This is a genomic window from Roseobacter sp. HKCCD7870 (genome assembly GCF_037830315.1).
In the GTDB taxonomy this organism is placed as follows: Bacteria; Pseudomonadota; Alphaproteobacteria; order Rhodobacterales; family Rhodobacteraceae; genus M30B80.
Genome location: NZ_JBBLYO010000003.1, coordinates 115,093 through 140,109, shown reverse-complemented (window position 1 = coordinate 140,109; position 25,017 = coordinate 115,093). Strand labels below are relative to the sequence as shown.

25 protein-coding genes are annotated in these 25,017 nt (G+C 55.2%); 14 read left to right on the top strand and 11 right to left on the bottom strand.

Going from position 1 to position 25,017, the window contains the following annotated elements; all coding sequences use genetic code 11:
- Positions 1-2 precede the first annotated feature (2 nt).
- Both AAC637_RS12075 and AAC637_RS12070 read left to right on the top strand, forming a co-directional pair.
- Entirely contained in the window at positions 3-275 is a 273-nt protein-coding gene (locus AAC637_RS12075; protein WP_317657184.1) for a YciI family protein, read from the top strand.
- Complete coding sequence (locus AAC637_RS12070; protein WP_317657183.1) at positions 275-691, top strand: EVE domain-containing protein; 417 nt, start codon at positions 275-277, stop codon at positions 689-691. The genes AAC637_RS12075 and AAC637_RS12070 overlap by 1 nt, the downstream gene beginning before the upstream one ends.
- Positions 692-916: 225 nt before the next feature.
- Here the strand turns inward: AAC637_RS12070 and AAC637_RS12065 are convergent, their stop codons facing one another.
- Both AAC637_RS12065 and ahcY read right to left on the bottom strand, forming a co-directional pair.
- Positions 917-1,258 carry a DUF2853 family protein gene (locus AAC637_RS12065; RefSeq protein WP_340303792.1) on the bottom strand — a complete coding sequence of 114 codons (342 nt, stop codon included), beginning with the start codon at positions 1,256-1,258 and terminating at the stop codon, positions 917-919.
- Positions 1,259-1,416: 158 nt separating this feature from the next.
- The gene (gene ahcY, locus AAC637_RS12060) at positions 1,417-2,802 is read right to left on the bottom strand and encodes an adenosylhomocysteinase (RefSeq protein WP_340303791.1); all 1,386 of its coding nucleotides are present in this window, start codon (positions 2,800-2,802) and stop codon (positions 1,417-1,419) included.
- Between the two features lie 163 nt (positions 2,803-2,965).
- Between ahcY and AAC637_RS12055 the strand changes: the two genes are divergently transcribed.
- Positions 2,966-3,565, top strand: coding sequence for an HD family hydrolase (locus AAC637_RS12055; protein ID WP_317657180.1), 600 nt, complete (start codon positions 2,966-2,968; stop codon positions 3,563-3,565).
- Between the two features lie 3 nt (positions 3,566-3,568).
- Here the strand turns inward: AAC637_RS12055 and AAC637_RS12050 are convergent, their stop codons facing one another.
- Both AAC637_RS12050 and AAC637_RS12045 read right to left on the bottom strand, forming a co-directional pair.
- The gene (locus AAC637_RS12050) at positions 3,569-4,126 is read right to left on the bottom strand and encodes an ActR/PrrA/RegA family redox response regulator transcription factor (RefSeq protein ID WP_340303790.1); all 558 of its coding nucleotides are present in this window, start codon (positions 4,124-4,126) and stop codon (positions 3,569-3,571) included.
- 139 nt (positions 4,127-4,265) lie between these two features.
- Positions 4,266-4,949, bottom strand: coding sequence for an SCO family protein (locus tag AAC637_RS12045; protein ID WP_340303789.1), 684 nt, complete (start codon positions 4,947-4,949; stop codon positions 4,266-4,268).
- 93 nt (positions 4,950-5,042) lie between these two features.
- On the opposite strand from AAC637_RS12045, the gene regB reads away from it, so the two are divergent.
- From regB to trxA, 7 genes are all read left to right on the top strand, one after another.
- Positions 5,043-6,467: a sensor histidine kinase RegB gene (regB, locus tag AAC637_RS12040; RefSeq protein WP_340303788.1), complete on the top strand. Its 1,425-nt coding sequence runs from the start codon at positions 5,043-5,045 to the stop codon at positions 6,465-6,467.
- A 281-nt stretch (positions 6,468-6,748) separates the two neighbouring features.
- Positions 6,749-6,916 carry a hypothetical protein gene (locus AAC637_RS12035; protein ID WP_340303787.1) on the top strand — a complete coding sequence of 56 codons (168 nt, stop codon included), beginning with the start codon at positions 6,749-6,751 and terminating at the stop codon, positions 6,914-6,916.
- 93 nt (positions 6,917-7,009) lie between these two features.
- A complete protein-coding gene (gene tsaE, locus AAC637_RS12030) occupies positions 7,010-7,540 on the top strand; it encodes a tRNA (adenosine(37)-N6)-threonylcarbamoyltransferase complex ATPase subunit type 1 TsaE (protein ID WP_340303786.1) in 531 nt (176 codons plus the stop codon).
- A complete protein-coding gene (locus tag AAC637_RS12025; RefSeq protein ID WP_340303785.1) occupies positions 7,537-9,216 on the top strand; it encodes a phosphotransferase in 1,680 nt (559 codons plus the stop codon). The genes tsaE and AAC637_RS12025 overlap by 4 nt, the downstream gene beginning before the upstream one ends.
- The gene (addB, locus tag AAC637_RS12020) at positions 9,213-12,191 is read left to right on the top strand and encodes a double-strand break repair protein AddB (protein WP_340303784.1); all 2,979 of its coding nucleotides are present in this window, start codon (positions 9,213-9,215) and stop codon (positions 12,189-12,191) included. The genes AAC637_RS12025 and addB overlap by 4 nt, the downstream gene beginning before the upstream one ends.
- A complete protein-coding gene (gene addA, locus AAC637_RS12015; RefSeq protein WP_340303783.1) occupies positions 12,188-15,643 on the top strand; it encodes a double-strand break repair helicase AddA in 3,456 nt (1,151 codons plus the stop codon). Before addB ends, addA begins: the two co-directional genes overlap by 4 nt.
- Before the next feature lie 62 nt (positions 15,644-15,705).
- Positions 15,706-16,026: a thioredoxin gene (gene trxA / locus AAC637_RS12010; protein ID WP_317657170.1), complete on the top strand. Its 321-nt coding sequence runs from the start codon at positions 15,706-15,708 to the stop codon at positions 16,024-16,026.
- A gap of 56 nt (positions 16,027-16,082) precedes the next feature.
- Here the strand turns inward: trxA and AAC637_RS12005 are convergent, their stop codons facing one another.
- The 4 genes from AAC637_RS12005 to AAC637_RS11990 all read right to left on the bottom strand — a co-directional run bounded on the left by AAC637_RS12005 (position 16,083) and on the right by AAC637_RS11990 (position 18,294).
- Positions 16,083-16,226, bottom strand: a complete 144-nt coding sequence (locus AAC637_RS12005) for a hypothetical protein (RefSeq protein ID WP_340303782.1) — start codon at positions 16,224-16,226, stop codon at positions 16,083-16,085.
- Position 16,227: 1 nt separating this feature from the next.
- Entirely contained in the window at positions 16,228-16,389 is a 162-nt protein-coding gene (locus AAC637_RS12000; protein ID WP_340303781.1) for a hypothetical protein, read from the bottom strand.
- 206 nt (positions 16,390-16,595) lie between these two features.
- Positions 16,596-17,924 carry an ammonium transporter gene (locus AAC637_RS11995; RefSeq protein WP_340303883.1) on the bottom strand — a complete coding sequence of 443 codons (1,329 nt, stop codon included), beginning with the start codon at positions 17,922-17,924 and terminating at the stop codon, positions 16,596-16,598.
- 31 nt (positions 17,925-17,955) lie between these two features.
- A complete protein-coding gene (locus tag AAC637_RS11990; RefSeq protein WP_340303882.1) occupies positions 17,956-18,294 on the bottom strand; it encodes a P-II family nitrogen regulator in 339 nt (112 codons plus the stop codon).
- Between the two features lie 247 nt (positions 18,295-18,541).
- On the opposite strand from AAC637_RS11990, the gene AAC637_RS11985 reads away from it, so the two are divergent.
- Positions 18,542-20,716, top strand: a complete 2,175-nt coding sequence (locus AAC637_RS11985; protein WP_340303780.1) for a transglycosylase domain-containing protein — start codon at positions 18,542-18,544, stop codon at positions 20,714-20,716.
- Here the strand turns inward: AAC637_RS11985 and AAC637_RS11980 are convergent, their stop codons facing one another.
- A complete protein-coding gene (locus AAC637_RS11980) occupies positions 20,717-21,319 on the bottom strand; it encodes an MlaC/ttg2D family ABC transporter substrate-binding protein (RefSeq protein WP_340303779.1) in 603 nt (200 codons plus the stop codon).
- Positions 21,320-21,333: 14 nt separating this feature from the next.
- Positions 21,334-22,170, bottom strand: a complete 837-nt coding sequence (locus tag AAC637_RS11975; RefSeq protein ID WP_340303778.1) for an MlaA family lipoprotein — start codon at positions 22,168-22,170, stop codon at positions 21,334-21,336.
- Between the two features lie 216 nt (positions 22,171-22,386).
- On the opposite strand from AAC637_RS11975, the gene AAC637_RS11970 reads away from it, so the two are divergent.
- From AAC637_RS11970 to AAC637_RS11960, 3 genes are all read left to right on the top strand, one after another.
- The gene (locus AAC637_RS11970) at positions 22,387-22,854 is read left to right on the top strand and encodes a RidA family protein (RefSeq protein ID WP_340300011.1); all 468 of its coding nucleotides are present in this window, start codon (positions 22,387-22,389) and stop codon (positions 22,852-22,854) included.
- Between the two features lie 88 nt (positions 22,855-22,942).
- Positions 22,943-24,130, top strand: coding sequence for a GNAT family N-acetyltransferase (locus tag AAC637_RS11965; protein ID WP_340303777.1), 1,188 nt, complete (start codon positions 22,943-22,945; stop codon positions 24,128-24,130).
- The gene (locus tag AAC637_RS11960) at positions 24,127-24,426 is read left to right on the top strand and encodes a 4a-hydroxytetrahydrobiopterin dehydratase (RefSeq protein WP_340303776.1); all 300 of its coding nucleotides are present in this window, start codon (positions 24,127-24,129) and stop codon (positions 24,424-24,426) included. The genes AAC637_RS11965 and AAC637_RS11960 overlap by 4 nt, the downstream gene beginning before the upstream one ends.
- Before the next feature lie 37 nt (positions 24,427-24,463).
- Here the strand turns inward: AAC637_RS11960 and AAC637_RS11955 are convergent, their stop codons facing one another.
- Positions 24,464-24,952, bottom strand: coding sequence for a peroxiredoxin (locus AAC637_RS11955; RefSeq protein ID WP_340303775.1), 489 nt, complete (start codon positions 24,950-24,952; stop codon positions 24,464-24,466).
- Positions 24,953-25,017 lie beyond the last annotated feature (65 nt).

Here is a 25,017-nt window from a genome sequence, read left to right as displayed (position 1 = left end):
AAATGCGTTACGCGTTGATGTGCACAGACAAGGCCGAAGCCCTACAAACCCGCCTTGATAACCGCGAGGCCCATTTGGCCTATATCGCCGAGACGGGCGTGGTTGAAATGGCAGGCCCACTTTTGGATGAGGCAGGCAAGATGATCGGATCACTCGTCATCATCGAGGTTGAAACCCGCGCAGATGCCGAAGCTTGGGCCACAAATGATCCTTACGCAAAAGCAGGGCTTTTTGCGAAAACCCGCATCGAAGCATGGAAAAAGGTCATCGGCTGATGGCGTATTGGCTGTTCAAATCCGAACCCGACACGTGGAGTTGGGCGCAGCAATCTGCCCGCGGGGATCAGGGAGAGGAATGGAACGGCGTGCGCAATTATCAGGCGCGTAACTTCATGCGGCAAATGGAAATCGGGGATCAGGGGTTTTTCTATCATTCCCAGACCGAAAAGGCCGTGGTGGGCCTTGTCGAAGTCATCGCCACAAGCCACCCCGACAGCACCACGGACGACCCGCGTTGGGACTGCGTGGACATAAAAGCCCTCCGCCCCATGCCCCGCCCTGTGAGTTTGGAAATGGTTAAGGCCGAGCCTCGTCTTGCCGAAATGGCCTTGCTGCGCCAATCACGCCTCTCGGTGCAACCCGTGACACCAGAGGCCTGGGATATCATCTGTAAAATGGGTGGGCTGGAATAAAGAAGGAGGGCCCCGATCAGATCGGAACCCTCCGCCACCCACGCGCTCTTCTCGCTCCGCACGTGTTCGAATGAGGGCCCGCCATACTGATCAGGCAGGGTGTGGATAACATAACCCCCTGCGAGCAATCAAAAAAAAGCACGTCGAATTTTATCGATCACATAAGAAGGCCCCCAACACCGCCGTGGCAGTTGGGGGCCTGTTTGACTGATAAAGCGGTCAGGTTCAGCGATAGACGCTTTCTTTACCGAAATGCTTGACCAGCATGTAATAGATCACCGCGCGGTATTTGTTCCGCTCTGAGCGACCATAGTTTTCGATGACGCTATTGATCGCATCCATCAACTGAGGGCCATCGGCCAGACCCAGTTTCTTGATCAGAAAATTATTCTTCACCGTTTCCAATTCTGACGGTTGGCTGCCTGCCACTGTTGAGGCATCTGCATTATAAATGGACGGCCCTAGACCAATCGTCACCTTGGTCAGAAGATCCATATCCGCATCCATGCCACATTTGTTTTTCAAATTGCCCGCATATGTGGCGATTAAATCATCACGTTTGCCCATCACAAACTCCCCCTAAAGACACATTGGCCCGAAGGGTAATCCCATCGGGCTAAGGGCAGACTGGCAAGTCAAAGATAAAAAATAAACCTAAAAATAAAAGATCGGGCGCTTTTGCCCGATCTTTCAATCTTTTCAGCCATATCGCGCAGGGTCGCGCGTCAGTAGCGGTAATGCTCTGGCTTGAATGGGCCTTCAGGCTGAACACCGATGTAATCCGCTTGGGATTTATCCAGCTTGGTCAGCTTCACGCCAATCCGATCCAAATGCAGACGGGCCACTTTCTCGTCCAAATGCTTGGGCAGAATGTAAACCTCGTTCTTATAATTTCCGCCATTCTTCCACAGTTCAATCTGCGCAAGCACCTGATTGGTGAAGGAAGCAGACATCACGAAAGAAGGATGGCCTGTGGCATTGCCAAGGTTCAACAAGCGGCCTTCAGACAAAAGAATGATGCGGCTGCCCGAGGGCATTTCGATCATATCCACCTGCTCTTTGATATTCGTCCATTTGTGGTTTTTCAAAGCCGCAACTTGGATCTCATTGTCGAAATGGCCGATATTGCCCACGATGGCCATATCCTTCATTTCGCGCATATGTTCGATGCGGATGACGTCCTTGTTGCCCGTGGTGGTGATGAAGATATCCGCGCTTGCGACCACATCTTCCAACAGCACCACTTCGAACCCGTCCATCGCGGCCTGAAGCGCGCAAATCGGGTCAACCTCGGTGACTTTAACGCGCGCGCCCGCGCCGCGCAAACTCGCGGCGGAACCTTTGCCCACATCGCCATAACCACAGACGACAGCAACCTTACCTGCCATCATCGTATCAGTCGCGCGGCGGATACCGTCAACGAGCGATTCTTTACAACCGTATTTATTGTCGAATTTCGACTTGGTGACGCTGTCATTGACGTTGATCGCAGGGAAGGGCAAATGACCCTCACGCACCAATTGATAAAGGCGGTTCACTCCTGTGGTGGTTTCCTCAGAAACGCCCTTGATCTGGTCGCGCACTTTGGTGAACCAGCCCGGGCTTTGCGCCATGCGCTTTTTGATCTGCGCTTTGATCACTTCTTCTTCTTCAGATTGCGGGACGGGGATGATGTCCTCGCCCGCTTCGGCGCGCGCGCCCAAAAGAACATAAAGCGTGGCATCACCGCCATCATCCAAGATCATGTTGGGGCCATCCTCAAAGAGGAAGGATTTATCAAGATAATCCCAATGCTCTTCCAAGGTTTGGCCTTTGATGGCGAAAACGGGGATGCTGGCCTTGGCAATCGCGGCAGCCGCGTGATCTTGGGTCGAGAAGATATTGCAGCTTGCCCAACGCACATCGGCACCCAAAGCCGCCAATGTTTCAATCAGAACGGCAGTCTGAATGGTCATATGCAAAGAGCCGACAATGCGCGCGCCTTTGAGGGGCTTTTCTGCGCCATATTCCGCACGCAATGCCATCAGGCCTGGCATTTCCGTTTCAGCAATGTCCAATTCTTTGCGGCCATAATCGGCAAGGGCGATATCTTTGACGATGTAATCGTTCACGAGTGCAGCCTCCTTGAGGGCGGATAATCATGTCTCTAGTTTGGCGTGGCCATAGCAGCCTTGCGGCCCCACAGCAATGGCGCTGCGTCCATTCGCGCGGGATGCGTTGCATCTGAAGCGAAGGGCTATATGGTTTCGCAAAACGTGAAGGACAAAAGAACCTATGCCGCGCTCAACACCCATCCGTGCTTGGCAACGAATGTTATCGGGTCGAAGGCTAGACCTGCTTGACCCCACACCCGTTGATATCGAGATCGAGGACATCGCCCATGGCCTCGCATTCGTAGCGCGTTGGAACGGTCAAACGCGCGGCGATTATCCGTATTCCGTGGCTGAGCATTCGCTCTTGGTTGAACAGATTTACGACCTGCAACATCCCAACGGCCCCTTGAAATGGAATCTGGCTGCGCTTTTGCACGATGCGCCCGAATATGTGATTGGCGATATGATCAGCCCCGTTAAATCCGCCGTGGGGCCTGGATATGCGGAGTTGGACGCGCGCTTAACCGCTGCAATTCATCTGCGGTTTGGCCTGCCTGCAGAATTGCCCAAAACGGTCAAAACACGGATCAAGCAAGCGGATCGCATCAGCGCGTGGATCGAAGCCGTGCAAATCGCGGGCTTTTCAGAAACCGAAGCAGATCAATTTTTTGGCAGGCCCGAAGCCAAGCTTCTGTCGCAAATCACCCTTGCGCTGCGCCCGCCCGCAGAGGTGCGCGCAGATTTCACAGCACGGCACAACGCGCTCATCGCTCGGATTTAAGACTTACTTAGGGCTGCGCTTCGCCAAAATCCGTTGCAACGTGCGGCGATGCATATTCAAGCGCCGTGCCGTCTCAGACACATTGCGATCACATAGCTCATAAACGCGTTGAATGTGTTCCCAACGCACGCGGTCAGCACTCATCGGGTTTTCGGGCGGTGGGGGGAGATCATCATCAGTGGCCAAAAGCGCGGCGGTGATGTCATTTGCATCCGCTGGCTTCGACAGATAATCAGTCGCGCCAATCTTTACCGCAGCGACCGCAGTTGCAATCGCACCATAACCCGTCAAAACGACAATCCGCGCATCGGGCCGTTTCGCGCGGAGTGTTTCCACAACATCCAAGCCATTGCCATCTTCAAGCCGCAAATCGACAACCGCATAAGCAGGCGGGCGGGCCATCGCGATTGCTTTCCCTGCTGTCACAGTTTCGGCGGCTTCGACCTCAAACCCACGCTTTTCCATGGCGCGCTGCAATCGGCGCAGAAACGGCTCGTCATCATCCACCAAGAGAAGTGACTTATCAGGCCCGATATCCCGTAAACTGCGCTCTTGCGACATTGGCGTTCCTCCCATGGAGCCAGTCTGCCCAAGGCTCTGGCGGCCAAAATTGGTCTGTGTAGCTTAATTAGGGAGAAAATCTGCGCGGGTCAAATGCACGATGTCCGTGACCCACGCAAAGTGATTTGCAAGCAAAGGTTTAGCTGCTTGCATCGAGGAAACACCGCACCGCATCTGCCATCTCTGCAGGAGCGGTATCGCGGCGGAAGAATTCGACAAACCCTGTATCAGGCAACACCAAATAGGTAAAAGTCGAATGATCCACCAAATAATATGGATCGCTCCCATCATCATGGCTGTTGTAATAGGTGCGATAAGCACGGCTTGCAGCGGCGACTTGCGCGTCACTCCCCGTCAGGCCGATCATATCGGGATGAATGTTTTCGGTAAATTCACGCAGCCTTTCGGGCGTGTCGCGCTTAGGATCAATTGAAATGAAAACAGGCAAGACGGCTTCACCGCGTGCGGCGAGAATATCCACCACTTCTGCATTTCGCACCGTGTCCAGCGGGCAAACATCAGGACAAAACGTGTAGCCAAAATAAAGCAAGGTTGGCTCAGTGATCAGCGCCTCACTTGTGACCAACGCTCCGTCCTCAGTGATTAATTCAAACGGGCCGCCAATGGTATCAGACCCGCCCGCGATAACGGTTGAGCGGCATTGCGCATAGGCATCCTCGTTTTGAACAAGCCCCGCGCCGCCAAGCGCGCTTGGTTGTTGAAACAATGTCAAAGGCGAGCGCCCTTGCAAGATCAATGCCGTTGTCCCGCCCAAAACCAGAACGAGAATTGCAAAGGCACCAATTGCAAAATACCGTGTCATGAAGCAGCCTTTCACCGCGTTAGTCCCATGTGGGGCAATCTATGGCGAGACCCGCAGAAATTCATCCCCACCTGACTGTGACAGAAAGCCCCAATGACCAAAGACCCCGCCCAAAGATTATTTGCCGATGATGCGCGCAGCGATTGGGTGCGATTAGAGACGCTCTTGCTGTTGCGCTGGTTGGCGATCATTGGCCAAACGATCACTGTCGCCATTGCCGCCTATTTCATTGGCCTTCGGGTGGAATTGGGCCTGTGCTTTTTGGCCATTGGCGCGAGTGTCATCTCTAATCTTGTCGCGATGGCTATTTTCCCACGCAGCCAGAGATTGTCTGATCGCGATGCAATGCTTACCCTTCTTTTTGACCTTACACAGCTGGGGTTTTTGCTGTTTCTGACAGGAGGGTTAAACAATCCTTTCGCCTTGTTGATCTTGGCGCCTGTAACCATTTCGGCCACCGCGCTGACGCTAGGTTCAACTGTCATGCTTGGCGGGATTGCCATTGGTTTGATTACAGTTTTGGCCTTTTACCATGTGCCACTGCGCAGTTTGGACGGATCAGTTCTACAAATCCCCCCGCTTTTCTTGCTTGGGTTTTGGATTGCGATTGTCATTGGCATCGTCTTTCTATCCTCCTATGCGCGGCGCGTGACCAAAGAAACACATTCGATGAATCAGGCTCTCTTGGCCACGCAAATGGCCCTTGCGCGGGAACAAAAGCTCACCGATCTTGGGGGTGTGGTCGCTGCAGCGGCCCATGAACTGGGCACACCCTTAGCCACGATAAAACTTGTCTCTAGCGAATTGGCCGATGAACTGGCCGAGGCGTTATCAAGCCGACCTGATCTGTTCGAGGATGCAAAATTGATCCGTGACCAAGCGGATCGGTGCCGTGATATCCTTCATTCCATGGGGCGTGCGGGCAAGGATGATTTGCAAATGCGGTCCGCCCCCTTTGGCGAAGTGCTCCGCGAAGCGGCGGAACCCCATGCTGATCGGGGTATTGACCTGCTCTATGATCTGGCACCCGCCCTACCCGATGTCGGCGATGAGGACAGTGCCCCGCCTGTGATCTATCGCAAGCCTGAAATCATCCACGGCCTGCGCAATCTTGTCCAAAACGCCGTAGACTTTGCCAATGCGACAGTCTGGATTGAGGCAACATGGGATTTGGCCGAAATCCGTCTTTGCGTCATTGACGATGGCGCCGGCTTTCCCCCTGAGGTGCTCAGCAGGCTGGGCGATCCATTTTTACGCCGCCGCACCAGACAATCCAACAGCCCGCAACGTGTCGGGTATGAAGGCATGGGACTTGGCCTATTTATCGCCAAAACCCTATTAGAACGTTCGGGCGCGCGGGTTAGCTTTCGTAATTCCAGCGACCCATTCCTGACAGCAGCGGAAAAAGGCGCCAAGCGCGGCGCGGTGGTTGAGGTTGTTTGGCCAAAGTCGCGGATTTGTTTGTCTGAAGAGGAACGAAATACGCCCCTAGGACAAAACAAACCTTTTTCTCCGTGAAAAACCCTCAAAATTTACGATAATTAATAAAATATTAAGATTTAATCCCCGGTGTTATCACCAAGGGGTGTTTATGCCCTTCACGCAGCGCGCGTTCATTCTGCACAGTGAGCGCGCCAATATTAATTGGACGATGCACATCTCTGGGAGGTAAGGGTATGGCCGCAATCGGCGCAAACCCGCTATTCATTGTCGGTGGTGTCAGCTTCTTGGCGGCTTTGGTGGCTAGCCTGATGGTTCAGTTTGTCATTTTGCAATAAGGCCGCAAACTGGGGGGGCGGATGGATCGCATCCCGCAAGATGCGATGCGGAAATATGTGTTTCGCGAAAATTACCTGATTTCAGATGTCGAAGCGACTGATTGGTATTTGGCCGATCCCGAGGATCGCGCAGGCGCTTGGCGCAATCTTGCCCTAGGCTTAGAGCATCTGCACCAATCACAATGCTGATGAATTACGCCACATCACAAAACGGGTAAATATCGAAGGCCGATCCCTTCTCTATGGCTTGCGCCCCGTCTGATCCCTTGTAAACTTGGCGCAATGTCTGATGGATCCGCTGCACCCCTCTCTGATTTGCCGCCTTGCCATGCGCATCTGCGCTTGGCTTCGCCCGAAGCCATGTCAGAATTTGCAGAGGCCCTCGCACCGGTTTTGGAGCCAGGTGATGTTTTGGCGCTTTCTGGTGATCTTGGCGCAGGTAAAACCCATTTCGCGCGTGGGGTGATCCGAGCCCGACTCGCGCAAATCGGACGCGTGGAGGACATCCCCTCCCCAAGTTTTACGCTGGTGCAAATCTACGAGGCCCGCCCCTGTGAGGTTTGGCATGTTGATCTGTATCGCCTCGGTGATCCGCGTGATGTGGATGAGTTGGGCCTTATAGATGCGTTTGAAACCGAAATATGCCTGATCGAATGGCCCGAACGGATGATGGCCGATCTGCCAACGCGCACAATCTGGCTTTCGTTCCTCTATGACCAAAGCGCGCCTGATCAGCGGCATATCAGGCTCTGTGCGTCCAAAGATCATCCCAAACTTCCGCAATTTTGTACCTTGGCCGAGAGGTATCCATGACCACGCTCTCACCAGAGGCACGCGCTTTTATCGACCGCACGGGATGGGGCATGGCCAAGCCAAGCCCAGTTGCAGGCGATGCTTCGGCGCGCAGCTATACCCGCCTGCATCTCTCAGACGACTATAGTGCGGTTCTGATGCAGACGCCCAAAAGCGAAATCAAAAGCCAAGCGGCGTTTCGCTATGTGGCCGCCTATTTGCGCGGCTTGGGCTTGTCGGCGCCCACAGTTTTTGGCGAAGATGTTGATGCAGGCTTCCTCTTGGTTGAGGATTTTGGCGATCAAACCTACAGCGCAATTTTGGATCAAGGCCTGACCCATGAGGTTGAGCTTTATCACACCGCGCATGATCTTTTGGCGGTTTTGGCGCGGACGGGCGCAATGGGTGGACTACCCATTTTGGCCGCCGCTGAATTGGCACGATTGACCACAGTCACCTTTGAAGAATTGCCCGAAGACCACGCGCTGAAATCTGAACAAGCCGCCTTTCAAAACGAGCTACAAGGCCTTGCAACATGGATCTTGCGGGGCGTGCCTGTGACGGTGTTGCGCGATTTCCATGCGGGAAATCTGATTTGGCTGCCTGACCGCACAGGGTTGCAACGTGCGGGCGTTATTGATTTTCAAGACGCACTCTGCGGCCCCAAAGGCTATGACCTCGTCTCGCTGATTGATGATGCACGGCGCGATCTGTCGCTTGAATTGCGCACCACATTGATCCGCGATCATGCGCATATTTTGAACATCAGCGAAGATGATATGATCCTGAGGACAAGCCTGCTCTCGCTGCAACGCAACTTCCGTATTTTGGGGCTGTTCCGCCGCCTCGCGCGGACTGGAAAACCAGAGTATCTGCGGCATATGCCACGGGTTGCCGCCCATATTCTTCGGGCTTTAGACCATCCAACGCTTGCGCCCTTGGCCACAACAGCGCGTGCGATCTGCGCGCATTATCTGCAATCCACCGCCGATCACGCCCCCCGCGGTGCAATGATCATGGCCGCAGGGTTTGGCACGCGTATGGGGGCGTTAACCAAAACCACGCCAAAGCCATTGCTGCGGGTGGCGGGACGGGCCTTGATTGACCATGCGCTTGATGTTGCGCGCGCGGGGCATGCCGCGCCATGCGTGATCAACACCCATTATCACGCCAATCAAATGCGCCACCATCTGCGCAACGCAGAGGTCATCCTCAGCGAAGAGCAGCCAGAGATTTTGGAGTCAGGCGGCGGTATTCGCCATGCCCTGCGCTACTTCTCGGATACTGCGATTTTTACACTGAATTCTGACAATGTTTGGACGGGCCTAAACCCCCTTGCCACGCTGTCTGCTGCTTGGCGGCCCACAGAAATGGATGCGCTGATGCTGCTCATCCCACGGGACAAGGCCACAGGCCGTCAGGGGGATGGTGACTTGGGCCTTGATGCATCGGGGCGGATTTTGTTTGACGATCCCCAAAAGCCCTATGTGTTCACAGGCGCACAAATCCTAAAGACCGCACCAATCGCCGCCATGGATATCCCCAAGTTCGGACTCCGGATGCTGTGGAAAACCCTTGCGCGAGAGGCGCGGCTGTTTGGTGTCATCCATCAGGGCAGATGGGCCGATGTTGGGCATCCAGAGGGGATCACGTCAGCAGAAGAATTGCTTGCCACCGAAAAGGTCGCCCTCACGTGAGCGGGCGAAACCTCTTTGCCACCCCCATTGGGGTAGAGTTTACCTCAGCATTGATTGCAGGGCTGGACGCACGGCTTGCAGGGCAGCCACCCGAGGCGATTGCGCGCGCGGAAATTTGGGTGAACTCCGCCCGAATGGAACGAAATCTGCGCGCCCAATATCTGCGCAAAGAGGCGGCATTTTTGCCCCGCATTCGGCCCTTCGAGGCCATGGCGCATCTGCCTGATTTGGGTGGTATGGCACAACCCGCCTCAGATTTGCGGCTGCGTTTGCATCTGGCGCAACTGGTCGGACGGCTTTTGGATGCAGCCCCTGATTTAGCACCGCGTGCCTCAATCTGGTCGCTTGCCGATAGCCTTGCCGATTTATTGGCGGAAATGCACGAAGAACGGGTCGCGCCCGAGGTGCTAGAGCGTCTGAATGTCGAAGGACATTCAGAACATTGGCAGCGCAATCTAGAGTTCATCAAAATCCTACGGCACTATTTTGAGGACAACCCCGAGCTGCTCACCCAAGCTGCACGCCAAAGCAGTTTGATTGATCGTTTAGCGCAATATTGGCAGGACAACCCACCTGACCATCCCGTGATTATTGCGGGCTCAACAGGGTCACGCGGGGCCACCGCGCGTCTGATGAAGGCGGTTGCAGGGCTTAATCACGGCGCGGTGGTTTTCCCAGGATTGGATTATGATCTGCCTCATGACATTTGGCAGGCGCTTTTGTCGGGCGATGGCCCCACGGGCGGCCTGACGGGGCAAGACCATCCGCAATACCGATTGGCAAAATTTGCGCATGACTTGAATGTGAACCCTTGGGAAATCCCCCGTTGGATTGAAACCACGCCCCATAATGAAAACCGCAATCGCCTTGTGTCCCTCGCCCTAAGACCTGCCCCACAAACGGATCAATGGCTTGAGGAAGGGCCAAAACTTAACGATCCCCAAAGCGCTCTGCGCGATGTGACCTTGATTGAAGCTGAAACCCCGCGCGAGGAGGCGATGAGCATCGCCCTCGGACTGCGTCGCGCCATCGAGGCGGACAAACGGGTCGCGTTAATATGCCCTGATCGGATTTTGGTGCGTCAAGCCTGTGCCATCCTTGCCAGATGGTCGCTCTATCCTGATGATTCTGCGGGCGTGCCCTTGGGGGAAACAGCAACGGGGCGCTTCTTGCGCCATGTCAGTGATCTGATGCTTGCGCCTTTGACGGGCGAGCAGTTGTTGATCATACTCAAACACCCGCTTTGTCATTCTGGCGGCGAAGATCGGGGCGCGCATCTGCGCCGCACCCGTGAGCTAGAACAAAAGATGCGGCGGTGTCTGTGGGCGTTCCCAAAACGATCTCAGATTATGGATTGGGCGGCTGAGCAAACCGATGATCCAGACCTGATGATCTGGGCGGACTGGGTTTGCCGTGAATTGATAGATCGGCCCGTCCTGCCACAATCAGGTGCGATGGTTGAGTTCGTGCGCGCCCATATCGCCTGGGCCGAGCGTTTGGCAGCGGGCCCTCAGGCCACAACCGAGGCCGAAGCATCGGGCGCACTTTGGCGCCAAAATGCGGGCGAAGAGGCGCTACGCCTGATGAACCGCTTAGGCGAAGAAGCTGATGCCGCAGGCGCAGTGAACTTGCGTGATTATCGTGACCTCTTTTCTGGCATCCTCAGCGAGGCTCTTTTGCGCAACCCCGTCCGACCACATGCAGATCTGTTGATCTGGGGGCCGATGGAGGCGCGGGTGCAAGGCGCAGATCTTTTAATCCTTGCAGGCTTGAACGAAGGGGTTTGGCCCAATTCAAGCGGCGCTGATCCATGGCTTAATCGCGCCATGCGGGCTGAGGCGGGGTTGCGCCTCCCAGATCGGCGCATCGGCCTTGCCGCGCATGATTTCCAACAGGCACTCGGCGCGCAAGAAGTTTGGCTCACCCGTGCAAAACGCGATGCAGAGTCCGCCACCATCTCGTCCCGATGGCTCAACCGCTTGGTGAACCTCCTTCGTGGCAGCAGCGATGCAAGCCGCGCGGCCTTGAGTGAAATGACCGAACGAGGCGCGTTTTGGTTAAGCCTTGCCGCAGAGATCGACAGACCAGAGACACAAGACCTAAAGCCACGCGCCAAACGACCTGCCCCGAAGCCCCCCGCCGATGCGCGACCAAAATCCCTTTCGGTGACGCGCATAGAGACCCTCGTGCGCGACCCTTATGCGATTTACGCCCGCTATGTATTGGGTCTGTATAAATTGGGCGAATTAAACGCCCTGCCGAATGCCGCAGATCGAGGAACCGCGCTGCACCGCGTGTTGGAGCGCTTTGTTGACCAATGCCGCAGTGCCGAAGATTTCGGCGACCTGACATCCGCCCGAACAAACCTTTTGACCATGGCCGATGAGGTATTTGCCATAGATGTCCCATGGCCCTCGGCCCAACGGATGTGGCGCGCCAAGGTCGTTAAATTCGCCGATTGGTTTCTTGAAGGAGAAGCGAAGCGGCGCCAAACCCAAACGCCTGAATTGCTTGAGGCCAAAGGATCTTGGCCCATTGCCGAGATTGATTTCACCCTCACAGGCAGTGCAGATCGAATTGACCGCGATCAAAACGGGAATTTATGGATTTACGACTATAAGACAGGATCCGCTCCAACGCCCAAGCAAGAAGCGAACTTTACGAAGCAACTTTGGCTTGAGGCTATGATGGCCGAAGCGGGCGCGTTTACGGGCAAACCTGAAACCGTTGCGGGGCATGGCTATCTTGCACTTGGGAAACAATCGGATGGCAGCGATTACATAACTGCAGATGATCTGCGCGGCATGTATGAAAGCTTCCTGACACTCATCCGCGCCTATCAGTCGCCCGACAAAGGCTATATCTCGCGGCGCGCTGTGTTTGATCAGAATTTTGACGGCGATTATGATCACCTCGCGCGCTACGGGGAATGGGACGAAACAGAGCTTCCACCACAGGAGGCAGATCCAGAATGACCCTGACGCCCCCAAAATTTGACAAAGCCACGCTGGCGCAGGTGATTTCAGCGGATCCTTTGCGCTCAACTTGGCTATCAGCCAATGCTGGCTCTGGAAAGACGCGGGTCCTGACAGATCGCGTATCGCGCCTCTTGCTGCAATCTGTGCCGCCTGAACGGATTTTATGCCTGACCTATACCAAGGCTGCCGCGGCAGAGATGCAAAACCGCCTTTTCTCGCAACTTGGCAAATGGGCGATGTTGGCCGATGCCGAGTTAATCAAAGCCTTGGCGAAATTAGGGGTAGCCAAAGACGTCCTTGGCACAGACACGCTCGCCCATGCCCGCACGCTGTTTGCGCGGGCGGTTGAAGCACCGGGCGGTTTGAAAATCCAGACAATCCACTCCTTTTGCGCCTCAGTTTTGCGGCGCTTTCCTGTTGAGGCGCACATATCGCCCGCCTTTGAGGAAATGGACGATCGCGACCAGACCGACCTCATCTCGGAAATCCTCGAAGATATGGCCACCGATACTCTTGGACAGGGCCGTATCGCATTGGATGCGGTCGCCCCGTTTGTGTCTGACCTCGATGGGCACGAACTGGCCAAGGCGGTCATCAACAAGCGAGAGGCGTTTGATCCTGCCGCCACAGAAGCCCAACTGCGCCAGTTTTTTGAGCTTGGAACCAAGACCTTTGCAGATCTGATCGCTGAGACGTTCATGGGGGATGAACAGGCACTTTGCGATAAATTGGCCAAGCTGTTGAGCTATGACAACAACAGGCAAAGAAAGTCCAAGATCACGCTAGAAACCTATGATTGGTCAAAACACAGCCTTGCTTCCATCGCTGCGATAGAAGATGTTTTCGTCAACGGATCAACGGCGAAAACCAATCCAGATCAGGCCAAAGGCGCCACAATTTTCAACACAGATGTGCGCAAGGCAATGGGGGATGATTTCCCTGCCCTCTGTGATTTCATGGAGCGCCTTGCAACAGCGCGGCAGACCCGCCGCGCCTTGACCATGTTTGAAAAATCAAACGCGCTTCATCAATTCGCGGCAGAGTTTCTCACCAGATATGATCGCGCCAAGGAACGGCGCGGTTGGCTTGATTTTGACGACCTGATCCGCCTGACCAATCGACTTTTGACCAAAACCAGTCTGGCCCAATGGGTGTTGTTCCGCCTTGATGGCGGCATCGACCATATGCTTGTGGATGAGGCGCAAGATACCTCTCCCGCGCAATGGCAGATCATTGCAAAACTGGCAGAAGAATTTGCGGCGGGCCAATCCGCGCGCGATGGTTTGACCCGCACAATTTTCGTTGTGGGGGACAAAAAGCAATCCATCTATTCTTTCCAAGGGGCCGATCCCGAAGGGTTTGATCGCATGCGCGATGAGTTTGATCATCGCCTTGCCGCGGTGCAGTCGAAACTCCATAAAAACGTGCTGAAATATTCATTCCGCTCGGCGCCAAGCATTTTGCAATTGGTTGACCGCGTGGCCGCCGATCAAGCCTATGCAGGTTTGGGTCAAGATGTGGAACACGCGGCCTATTTTAGCGACCTTCCCGGGCGGGTGGATATTTGGCCCGCAATTCCAAAAACCGAAAAAGCGGATATCCCCGAATGGGACAGCCCCGTGGATTTGGTTCATGACAGCCACCACACCGTGATTTTGGCTGATCAAATCGCTGATTTCATCGCGCAGAAAATCAATTCAAAGCAGATGATCCGCCTGAAAGGGGTAGACCCGCGTCCTGTGCGACCGCGTGATTTTTTGATCTTGCTGCGCAAGCGCAGTGATTTGTTTCACCAAATCATCCGTGCGCTCAAGTCACGGAATTTGCCCATCATGGGCGCGGATCGCCTGCGCATCAGCGCAGAACTGGCTGTGCGCGATCTCACGGCATTGATGAACTTTCTTGCGACACCAGAAGACGATCTTTCACTGGCCGCTTTTTTGCGCTCTCCCCTTGGCGGCTTGAGCGAAGACCAACTTTACGAGTTAGCCCATGGCAGGGCGGGCACGCTGTGGCAGGCGCTCTCTAACCACTCTGCTTACGCGGGGATCGTGTCCACGCTGCGGGAGTTGCGGAACAAGGCCGATTTTGAGAGGCCCTACGAGATTCTGGAAAATATCCTCACCCAAAAAGATGGCCGGCGCGCTTTGATTGCGCGGTTGGGTCAAGAGGCCGAGGATGGGATCAACAGTCTGCTGCAACAGGCGATGAGCTATGAGCGCCACGATGTGCCTAGCATTGCGGGCTTTGCTGCATGGCTTCGGCGCGGGGATGTGACCATCAAGCGGGACATGTCAGGGGATGATGACCAAATCCGCGTCATGTCCATTCACGGGGCCAAGGGTTTAGAAGCCCCGATTGTGATCCTGCCCGATACAGCGCGACAGAATAGTCGTGGCGGGGGTGGGGTTAATCTGCTTCAACCCAAAGACGGGCCACTGATTTGGGCGAATTCGTCAGACGACCTCGATGCCGATCTGCGCGAAGTCCACGAGGCGCGCAAAGCCGCGCAGAATGAGGAAGAAAACCGCCTGCTTTACGTTGCAATGACCCGTGCAGAGACTTGGTTGGTCGTTGCAGCCGCAGGTGATTTATCAGCAAAGTCGGGCGACAAACTATGTTGGTATGATCAAATTCGCGCCGCCGCAGAAAACCTGCCCAATGTAAAAGCCATAGACATGGCAGGGCAAGCGGGCCTGCGACTGGAGAATGGCAACTGGGATAGTCACGCTCTCGACACATCTGAACCCGCCTCGCCTCAAGGTGTTTCTGCACAGGTGAAAGCAGCCCTCGCCTCATGGGTGCGACAAGCCGCGCCTCCAAAGGCAAAAGACAAACCTGCGCTCAGCCCGTCAGATTTGGGGGAGACACCCGCACCTAGCCCGCAAGAGGCGGCCCTCAAAACCCAATGGCGCGATGCGGAGGCAGCCAAACTGCGGGGGCGGCGTCTGCATCTGTTGTTAGAGCATTTGCCCAAAACAACCCCCGCCGCATGGGCTGCAACCGCGCCCATGATTTTGGCGGCTGAGGGTGATTGCAGCCCAGAGGAATGCGCAGACCTCTTGAGAGAGGCAGAGCGCGTCTTGACCCACCCCAATTTGCGTGAGCTGTTTGTAGAGGATGCCTTGGCCGAAGTGCCGCTGACAGCCTTTAGCAAAACATTGAACCATCAGGTCTATGGCGTAATCGACCGCTTGATCCTGCGCAATGCAGAAGTGTTGGCGGTGGATTTCAAATCCAATCAAATCGTGCCGCAAAGCCCTGCTGAGGTTTCCGAAGGTTATTTGCGCCAAATGGCGGCCTATGGCGAAATGCTCAGGGCGCTATATCCATCACGGGTCGTGAAATTGGCCATTTTGTGGACAAGCGGGCCAAGCTTGATGGAACTGCCCGATGATCTGTTAGAACAAGCGCTGCAAAGAGCCGCAGGGAAAGGCGTGGGTTCTTGACGCGGGGCAACGGCATTCATAGGTTCCGTGTTAACCACTGGCATCCCAAGGAGGGCTATATCATGGCCACGACCGCAGTTACCGATGCGACCTTCGATAGCGAAGTTCGCCAATCCTCTATCCCCGTCATCGTTGATTTTTGGGCAGAATGGTGTGGCCCTTGCCGCCAAATTGGCCCCGCTTTGGAAGAGCTCTCATCCGAGTTTGAGGGAAAGGTGAAAATCGTCAAAGTGAATGTTGATGAAAACCCATCCTCGCCGATGGAGTTGGGCGTGCGCGGCATTCCTGCATTGTTCATGTTCAAAGATGGCGAAGTGATTTCAAACAAGGTCGGCGCAGCGCCTAAGGCCGCGCTTCAGAAATGGATCGAAGACACGATCTAATTCACCTCGCAGATGGGATCAAAAGGGCGCCTGATCTTGGCGCCCTTTTTCGTTACTCATAGCCCCGCATGGCAAGCTTGGTTCCGTCTGCGCGTATCCAACTGGTTGCGCTGCAAATCCGCAATGCGCGTGATTTCGGCCATGACCGCTTGCGGAAAGCTGAATGTGATGAGGCCCCAAAAAACCAGTCCACCGCGCATATCAGTCCAGCGCAATAAGCAACAGGATCGCCGCAACAAGCCCAGCGCCAACCATAACGCCGCGCGGCAGTTTGAATTCAACCTCTGCCTTCAGCCATGCTATAACAGTGGCTGTGGTGACTTGTTTTTCGTCCGTGTCGGATTTTGAAGCGTGGTTTTCCATATGTGATACCTTCCCAGAGTTTAGCAGTGATACAGATATGGGCAGGCCAAAACGCAACAAAAACACAATCGATTGCTAAATTCTGATAGTTTTTAGCTATAGATTTTTTCGCGCAAAATAAAAGGGCGCCCTGATGGGGCGCCCTTTCTCGTATGCCTCTGCCTGAAGGGAGAGAGGGAGGATCAGGCAGAGGTCGCGTTCTTTACTCAGCCTTTGGTGAAGTCAGGATAGGCTTCCATGCCCAACTCTGCCACATCAAGGCCACGGATCTCATCCTCTTCGGATGGGCGTAGACCCATGATGCCTTTGAGGATGATCCAGACAATCAACGAGGTGACGAAGACGAAGGCACCGATTGCCACGATACCGATGATCTGCGCGCCCCAGTTGCCTGTGTAGAAGGCCACGGCAAGTGTGCCCCAGATACCTGCTACGAGGTGAACGGGGATTGCACCCACAACATCGTCAATCTTCATTTTGTCGAGCATTGGCACCGCAAAGACCACGATGACACCACCCACAGCACCTGTCAGCAGGGCGCCGAACAAGGACGGGGCAAGAGGCTCGGCAGTAATCGACACGAGACCTGCGAGAGCGCCGTTCAGCACCATGGTCAAGTCAACCTTACCATATAGAACCTGCGTCAGGATCAGGGCGGCAACGGCACCTGCTGCTGCGGCCATATTGGTGTTAGCGAAGATACGGCTTACATCCGCAACGTCACCCACAGTGCCCATGGCCAACTGCGAACCACCGTTAAAGCCAAACCAACCCAACCACAGGATGAATGTGCCCAGCGTCGCTAAGGCGAGGTTAGAACCAGGCATTGGGTTCGTCTTGCCGTCTTTGAACTTGCCCAAACGGGGGCCAAGGACGATAGCACCTGCAAGTGCGGCAAAGCCACCTGCTGCGTGTACGAGGGTCGAGCCTGCGAAATCGCTGAAGCCCATTTCAGACAACCAGCCGCCACCCCACTGCCAAGATGCTTCGATCGGGTAGATGAAGCCAGTCAGCACGACAACAAAGACCAAGAATGGCCACAGTTTGATGCGCTCGGCCAAGGTGCCCGAAACAATCGAAGCGGTTGTGGCACAGAACATCAACTGAAAGAAGAAGTCGGAACCAACAGATGCATAATCCAATGCGGTATCTTCTGGGGACACGCCGACAGGCTCAAGCGAGGTTGGCGCGAAGGCCCCAAGCCAGCCGCCGATGCTCCAACCATCGCCTGGATACATCAGGTTAAAGCCAACCAACCAATACATGATCGCGGCCAAGGAAAAGAGCGCGATATTTTTGGTCAGCTGCATGGTTACGTTCTTGGAACGCACCAGACCCGCTTCCAACATGGCGAAACCTGCCGCCATCCAGAACACGAGGAAACCACCCATCAAAAACAGAAGGGTTGTCAAAATATAAGATGTGTGAAGCGCAGGTTCACCCGTAGCAACGGTGGCGTCCTGTGCAAGCCCCATCGAAGGCAGCGCGACCGAAGCGGCCACGGCGGCGAGGGGAAGGAGGAATTTGGTATTCATTGGAATGATGTCCTTCTTGTCGAAAGAGCGCTCAAAGCGCATCGTCGCCTGTTTCGCCCGTGCGCACGCGCAACGAAGACGCAACGTCCAGAACGAAAATCTTGCCATCGCCGATTTTGTCGGTTTTGGCGGTTTTGTGGATGGTGTCGACCACCTGGTCGACAAGACCATCAGCGACCACGATTTCCAGTTTGACTTTCGGCACGAAGTTCACGGCATATTCCGCGCCGCGATAGATTTCAGTATGACCAGATTGCGAGCCAAAGCCTTTGATCTCGGTCACCATCATGCCGCGCACGCCGATCGAAGTGAGCGCCTCGCGCACTTCTTCCAGCTTGAACGGTTTAATTGCTGCAATGATGAGTTTCACGTCATTTACCCCTTGCGGTTGATGCTGTCCCCTAAGGACGTCACGGCTCTCACAACACTGTGAGACGGGGGTGGCGACAATAAAACGGGCGGTTTCCAAGGGGCTGGAACGGGAAAAATGCAAAAATTTTGCGCAAATTTTGGTATATGCCCAATTATTAATCACATGATTTATGACTTCTTTGGCCCCTCCCCCCTCCACAAGTGAGTCGAAAAGGCCTATTTTGTAGAAAAATTGGCAGGTCAAAATGAGCAAAGCCCCTTCAGGCAGACGGGCCCTCGTGGCCCCGCGCCGCAATTCCGCTTCTGCATCACGCAGTGGCAGCGGTGCAGCTCATCCTGCGCGGCGCAGTTCCAAGAAGAAGAAAAAACCAAGCGGCAATCATTCGCTGCTTGGGCGGTTTTTCCGTTGGATTGGACGTATGGTGTTTGCCGTGGCGTGGCGTGGCACGCTTTTGCTTTCGCTGATCCTATTCGGCTTCACCTTGTACTATTACAGCAAGCTGCCCCCCGTGTCCGACCTGTTAGACGCGCGCGCGCGCGGCTCAGTGACGATGTTAGATCGCTACGGCGAGGTTTTCGCATGGCGCGGCGAGCAATTTGGCGGCGCAATCACACCTGACACTGTCAGCCCTCATCTCTTGCATGCGGTGATCGCAACCGAAGATCGCCGTTTTTACAATCATTTTGGCGTGAGCCCGCGCGGCATTTTGGGCGCAATGATCATTAATATGCGCGAGGGGCGCGGGCCCTTGCAGGGGCATGGTGGCTCAACCATCACGCAGCAGGTGGCTAAGCTGATGTGTTTGGGCACACCCTATGATCCAGAACTCTGGGACAGCGAAGCCGCCTATGAGGCCGATTGCCGCGAAACAACCATCGCCCGCAAATTACAAGAAGTGCCCTTCGCCCTCGCAATGGAGTGGCGCTACAGCAAAGATGAAATCCTAAGCATTTATTTCAATCGCGCCTATTTGGGTGCGGGCACTCGGGGGTTTGAGGCGGCAGCGCAGCGGTATTTTGGAATATCCGCCGCCGAAGTTAACGCACCCCAAGCCGCAATGTTGGCAGGGCTTTTGGTGGCACCTTCCTATTTCGCTCCCACCCGCAACTTGGAGCGTGCGCAAGAGCGGGCCAAAGTGATTTTGGGCCTCATGGCGCGCGAAGATTATTTGACGGCTTCTGAATTGTCCGCCGCGCGAGCCAACCCTGCCACGCTTTCGGATGCAGCCCGCGACAATATGGGCGGATATTTCGCCGATTGGATCATGTCCGAAGGGCCAAGCTTTCTGACACGCGACACCACAGAAGATGTGATCCTGCGCACCACCTTTGACCCCGCCATGCAGCGCGCCGCTGAAGACGCAATCAATGATGTCTTTACCAACCAAGTCCGCGAAGGATCAGAGGCGCAAGCCGCAATTGTTGTGATGAGCGCCGATGGGGCTGTGCGTGCCATGGTCGGGGGCCGCGATCTGCGGGGGGCAGGTTTGTTCAACCGCGCAACACAAGCACAGCGGCAGACAGGCTCCGCGTTCAAGCCCTTTGTCTACGCAACCGCGCTGGATTTGGGATGGCGTTTTGACGACCTTATTCTTGATGCGCCGCTGACATTGAACATTCCAGGCTCTGGCGCATGGTCACCTGAGAATTACTCGGGGGAATTTTATGGCGAGGTCACCCTGACCGAGGCCCTTCAAGCCTCGCTCAACACCGCTGCGGTGCGTTTGTCTGAACAGGTGGGCCGCGATTTGGTGCGGCAGGTGGCCAGTGAATTCGGCATAGACAGCGATTTGGCGGCTGGCCCTGCCTTGGCGCTTGGGGCTTCTGAATCAAGCCTCTTGGAAATGTCGGGCGCCTATGCAGGTATTTTGAATGGTGGCTCTGCGGTTACGCCTTATGGCTTGTTGGAATTGCGCCTCATGGGGGAGGACACTCCCTTAATGGGCCAAACAGGCGGTATTCGTGAGCGCGTGATCACGGATAATGCAGCGCGCCAATTGATCTATATGATGAACCAAGTGGTCGAAAATGGCACAGGGCAACGGGCCAATCTTGCCGATGTTGAAGTGGCGGGAAAGACGGGCACCACCAACTCAGCGCGGGATGCTTGGTTTATTGGCTTTACCTCCGATTATGTCGCAGGCGTTTGGATGGGTTATGACGATAACCGCCCTCTAACAGGTGTCACAGGCGGCGGATTACCCGCTGAGTTGTGGCGCCAAACAATGGAGCGTATCCAAGCAAATCAACCAGCCTCGCCTTTGCCAATGATTGACCCAATCGCCGAAGGCAGCCGCGGGCCAAATCGTGTGTTGAGCACCAATGAGGGCACAGGCCAAGTCCTAGACGGCGCGGCTGATCTCGCAGAGCAAATTTTGATGCAGGTTTTGGGCGGACTTTTGGGGCGCGGCGACCAATAATCAGCTGGCGTTGAGCGCCGCAATGAGGGCGTCAATGCTGCCGCCATTGGCATCGAGAATCGAGCGCATTTCTTGGCCTTCGGTGCTGCGAAGGTCGATGCCTTCAATCAAGATATTAAAGATTCGCGGCTGCCCAGATCCATCAGACACAAGCCAAATCACTTCGACAGGTGATTGCCCTGCAAGACGCGCGCGGGAGCGCACTTCGAAAAAGCTGCGGATCGGACGCGCACCCGTCACTTCGATTGAGCCGCCCTCAAATTCATGGAAACGCGCGCCGTATTTACGGGCAAGATACCCGCGCAAGGCCTGTGTGAACCCGCGCCGCTGCGCATCTGACGCACTGCGCCAATCCACCCCCAAGACAGTTTGGGCAATAATTGGCATATCCGCATAGCGATCCAAAATGCGCTCGAACTGTGCGGGCGAAGCCGCGGCACTGCCCGATGCAATGGCGTTTAAATCGGCGCTGACTGTCTGGATCAATGCAGCCGCATCGCCCTCGGTCATCGCGGCTTGCGTCATATGCGCTGTGGAAAGCGCAAAGGACGAGGCCGCAATCAAGGCTGTCAACACAGCACGGCGGTTTGGACGGTCAAACATAGCGCGGCCACCTTTCACTGTGCATAAGGATCCGCGTAGGGATCCAGATATGAATCAGCATAGGGGTCAGATGCGGATGCAGCCTCCCCGTCGCCACTCACGGTTTCCAAATCACCACTTGCGAAATCGTTCAACTCAAACCGTCTGTTCTGCAGATAAATTAGTCGTGACTGCGCATAGCTATCCGCGCTGTCATAAAGCACTGTATCAACTGTGCCGCGCAACGCGTAGCGCAAGCCAACAGTGTCAGCCACGCGCACCCGCCGCGCAGCAGACAGGGCATCATCACTGGGGCTGAGATGCCCCAAGGGATTCATGGCAAAGTCAACAATAAGCCCCGTTGCATCCCGTGTGGTTGACGGGCCGAACAAAGGCAATTCCAAATACGCCCCCTCGCCCGTGCCCCAAACATGGAGGGTCTCACCGAAATCGGCGGGTTGCACCTCGATCCCCGTCAGGGTTGCGACATCAAACAGACCGACCACGCCGATGGTCGAGTTGATCAAAAACCGCGCCCCATTGGTTGCCGCCTGATCCAAACGGGCCTGAAGAAGATTATTCACGAAATTCGAAGGCTCGCCCAAATTCGAGGCCATATTACCGATACCCGTGCGCACAGGCGCAGGGATAACCGTGCCATAGAACATCGAAACAGGGCGCAAAACAACCGTATCGACACCTTTGTTAACCGCGTGCATTCCGCGATTAACGGGTTCCAAAGGATCATTTGCGCTGCGGCTTGCTGCACCATCGCCCACGGTCGAGCAGCCTGCCAGAATGGCAAAAAGACCTGCGCCAAGCACAGCTCTTGCTCCCCGCTTTTGCGATGTAAAGGTCTTCACAGCCGCCACTTACCAAAATCCTATGAGTCGCATCATGAGGATAATAGATTATTGCTGCCTGTTGGCCAGCCCAAGGTCAGAAACAATATTTTTTAGATTTAATCACCAATGTGTGCCCATTTGGCCAAGTTATTTGCGGCTACACTAAAATGCATCGCAATTGCCAATTGGCGGCGGCTGTGGCAGCGGTAGGGTCAAAGCAATGTTATCACAAGGGATACTGCAATGAGCCAAACCTATGAAGCCCGTCTTGCCGAACTGGGCGTGACCCTTCCAGACGCGCCCGCCCCTGCCGCCAATTACGTGCCATTCGTGCAATCGGGCAACATGGTCTATGTATCGGGCCAAATCTCGATGAAAGATGGCGCGCTGATTACGGGCAAATTGGGTGCCGATCTTGATGTGACCGAAGGCGCGGCTGCCGCCAAATGCTGCGCCATTGCCCTATTGGCCCAACTTAAGGCGGCCTGTGGCGGTGATCTTCAGCGTCTACGCCGCGTGGTGAAACTGACGGGGTTTGTAAACTCTACCCCAGATTTCACCGATCAGCCCAAAGTCGTAAATGGCGCCTCGGATTTTCTGGTTGAGGCCTTGGGGGATGCAGGGCGTCATGCCCGCTCTGCGGTTTCCGCCGCGGCTTTGCCGTTGAATGTGGCGGTTGAAATCGAAGCGATTTTCGAAATCTCCGCCTAAAGCGGACTCGCGCTGCGCGGGTCTGCCTTGACCCGCGCGGGCCATGCGCCACATCTCATACTCTGACAACAGGGTCACAGCGCGCGCAATGAGCAACGACAATCTCACCATCGAAACGCATGATCGGATCAGCGCAATTGATGCTGAAGATTGGGATCGTTGCGCCTGCCCAGAAGCGCGCGATGGGGACAGGCCCCTCGACCCTTTTACAACCCACAGATTTCTTGCGGCGCTTGAAGATAGCGGCTCCGTTGGGACGGGTACAGGATGGCAGCCGCTCTATCTCAGCGTCAAATCTGAGGGAAAAATCATCGCCTGCGCGCCGATGTATGCCAAGTCGCACAGCCAAGGCGAATATATCTTCGACCATGCCTTTGCCGATGCCTATATGCGGGCGGGTGGACGCTATTACCCCAAGCTGCAAATCGCCGTGCCTTTTACCCCCGCCACAGGGCGGAGATTGCTTGTCGCCCCAGAAGCCGAAGGTGTTGGGGATCGCGCGCTGATCACGGGCGCGCTTTCGGTGATAGAAGATCACCACCTATCTTCGCTTCATATCACCTTTTGCACCAAGGACGAGGTGGCCGCCCATGCCGATGCCACCCTCCTGCCACGCAAGACCCAGCAATTTCATTGGCACAATCAGGGCTATCAAACCTTCGATGATTTTCTTTCCGCGCTCTCCTCGCGCAAGCGTAAGAACATCCGCAAAGAACGGGCAGAAGCACAGAATTTTGGGGGCGAGATTGTGCTTTTGACGGGTGATCAGATCGAACCGCATCACTGGGATGCATTCTGGGAATTTTACCAAGACACGGGCGCGCGCAAATGGGGGCAGCCCTATCTAACACGGCGCTTTTTCGATATCGCCCATGAAACCCTGCGCGACGATATGCTGTTGGCCCTTGCCATGCGCGCGGGGCAGCCCGTGGCGGGGGCGCTGAATTTCATCGGACGCGAGACGCTTTATGGCCGCTATTGGGGCTGTGTCGAAGACCATCCCTGCCTGCATTTTGAGTTGTGCTATTATCAGGCGATTGACTGGGCAATTGCGCAAGGTCTGTCACGGGTCGAGGCGGGCGCACAGGGCGGGCATAAACTGGCGCGCGGATATCTGCCCGTTGAAACCTATTCGCTGCATGCGATGCGCGAGCCCAGTTTTTCGCGCGCTGTGGCGGAATATCTCAAGGCCGAGGCCCGCGCGATGGAGGAGGAGATCGAGATCCTCACCAGCTATGGCCCGTTTCGGAAAACAGCCGTGGAGGAACAGGAATGAGCATTGCAAAACTGACCCAAGCCGAGCGCGATAGTGATCTGGCCAGCCTTATAGAAAACGGATGGTCACTTGTGGATAACCGCGATGCAATCGCGAAAACCTATCAATTTTGCAATTTTATTGCCGCTTTTGGTTGGATGACCCGCGCTGCGCTACAGGCGGAGAAACTGGATCATCACCCCGAATGGTTCAACGTTTACAACCGTGTCGAAGTGGTTCTGTCCACCCATGATGCAGGCGGCCTGACAGGTTTGGATATCAAATTGGCCCGCGCCATGGATCGCCTTGCAAGCTGAACGCCCTGCCCAACGTGAGGCAGGGCGCGCTTGTCTTTTAGATCGCCGCCAAAAGGGCTTCGCCACCTGAGATCTCGCAGGTACCAGGACTTTCCTCTGGATGAAATACTTTCACGATGCCGTCTTCCGCATAGAGCGCATAACGTTTTGAGCGGTCGTAAAAGCCCACAGGTTCAGCAGTAAAATTCATACCGACTGATTTGGTAAATGTTGCTGCTGGATCAGCAAGCATTGTCAAACCTGCGGCCTTTGCCCCAGTTGTCTCTGCCCATGCTTTCATCACGAAAGGATCATTCACAGAGATGCAGATGATCTCGTCCACACCTTTTTTGTCAAATTCTGCCTTAGTGCGAATAAAGCTCGGCACATGGGCAGAGGTGCAGGTGCCAGTATATGCGCCAGGCAGACCGAAGATCACAACTTTTCGATCCACCAATTTATCGGTCAAAGCGATAGTTTCAGGACCATTTCCACCAATTTGCAGAAGGGTTGCTGGTGGTAGTTTAGAGCCAACGGTGATCGACATTTTTTGGGCGTCCTTCGCTTGTAAAATTTCTGCGTAACTTTATAGGGTGAAGCCGAAACAACGCC

What these genes read in the sequence shown, in the direction of transcription:
- AAC637_RS12050 (WP_340303790.1), bottom strand. Translation starts at nt 4,126, where the DNA reads ATGTCGCAAGAGCGCAGTTTACGGGATATCGGGCCTGATAAGTCACTT.
- AAC637_RS11965 (WP_340303777.1), top strand. Translation starts at nt 22,943, where the DNA reads ATGAGCAACGACAATCTCACCATCGAAACGCATGATCGGATCAGCGCA.
- AAC637_RS12070 (WP_317657183.1), top strand. Translation starts at nt 275, where the DNA reads ATGGCGTATTGGCTGTTCAAATCCGAACCCGACACGTGGAGTTGGGCG.
- addA (WP_340303783.1), top strand. Translation starts at nt 12,188, where the DNA reads ATGACCCTGACGCCCCCAAAATTTGACAAAGCCACGCTGGCGCAGGTG.
- AAC637_RS11995 (WP_340303883.1), bottom strand. Translation starts at nt 17,924, where the DNA reads ATGAATACCAAATTCCTCCTTCCCCTCGCCGCCGTGGCCGCTTCGGTC.
- AAC637_RS12025 (WP_340303785.1), top strand. Translation starts at nt 7,537, where the DNA reads ATGACCACGCTCTCACCAGAGGCACGCGCTTTTATCGACCGCACGGGA.
- AAC637_RS11970 (WP_340300011.1), top strand. Translation starts at nt 22,387, where the DNA reads ATGAGCCAAACCTATGAAGCCCGTCTTGCCGAACTGGGCGTGACCCTT.
- trxA (WP_317657170.1), top strand. Translation starts at nt 15,706, where the DNA reads ATGGCCACGACCGCAGTTACCGATGCGACCTTCGATAGCGAAGTTCGC.
- AAC637_RS12035 (WP_340303787.1), top strand. Translation starts at nt 6,749, where the DNA reads ATGGATCGCATCCCGCAAGATGCGATGCGGAAATATGTGTTTCGCGAA.
- AAC637_RS12005 (WP_340303782.1), bottom strand. Translation starts at nt 16,226, where the DNA reads ATGCGCGGTGGACTGGTTTTTTGGGGCCTCATCACATTCAGCTTTCCG.
- regB (WP_340303788.1), top strand. Translation starts at nt 5,043, where the DNA reads ATGACCAAAGACCCCGCCCAAAGATTATTTGCCGATGATGCGCGCAGC.
- AAC637_RS11980 (WP_340303779.1), bottom strand. Translation starts at nt 21,319, where the DNA reads ATGTTTGACCGTCCAAACCGCCGTGCTGTGTTGACAGCCTTGATTGCG.
- AAC637_RS11985 (WP_340303780.1), top strand. Translation starts at nt 18,542, where the DNA reads ATGAGCAAAGCCCCTTCAGGCAGACGGGCCCTCGTGGCCCCGCGCCGC.
- AAC637_RS11955 (WP_340303775.1), bottom strand. Translation starts at nt 24,952, where the DNA reads ATGTCGATCACCGTTGGCTCTAAACTACCACCAGCAACCCTTCTGCAA.
- AAC637_RS12055 (WP_317657180.1), top strand. Translation starts at nt 2,966, where the DNA reads ATGCCGCGCTCAACACCCATCCGTGCTTGGCAACGAATGTTATCGGGT.
- AAC637_RS12065 (WP_340303792.1), bottom strand. Translation starts at nt 1,258, where the DNA reads ATGGGCAAACGTGATGATTTAATCGCCACATATGCGGGCAATTTGAAA.
- AAC637_RS12000 (WP_340303781.1), bottom strand. Translation starts at nt 16,389, where the DNA reads ATGGAAAACCACGCTTCAAAATCCGACACGGACGAAAAACAAGTCACC.
- AAC637_RS12045 (WP_340303789.1), bottom strand. Translation starts at nt 4,949, where the DNA reads ATGACACGGTATTTTGCAATTGGTGCCTTTGCAATTCTCGTTCTGGTT.
- AAC637_RS11960 (WP_340303776.1), top strand. Translation starts at nt 24,127, where the DNA reads ATGAGCATTGCAAAACTGACCCAAGCCGAGCGCGATAGTGATCTGGCC.
- AAC637_RS12075 (WP_317657184.1), top strand. Translation starts at nt 3, where the DNA reads ATGCGTTACGCGTTGATGTGCACAGACAAGGCCGAAGCCCTACAAACC.
- tsaE (WP_340303786.1), top strand. Translation starts at nt 7,010, where the DNA reads ATGTCTGATGGATCCGCTGCACCCCTCTCTGATTTGCCGCCTTGCCAT.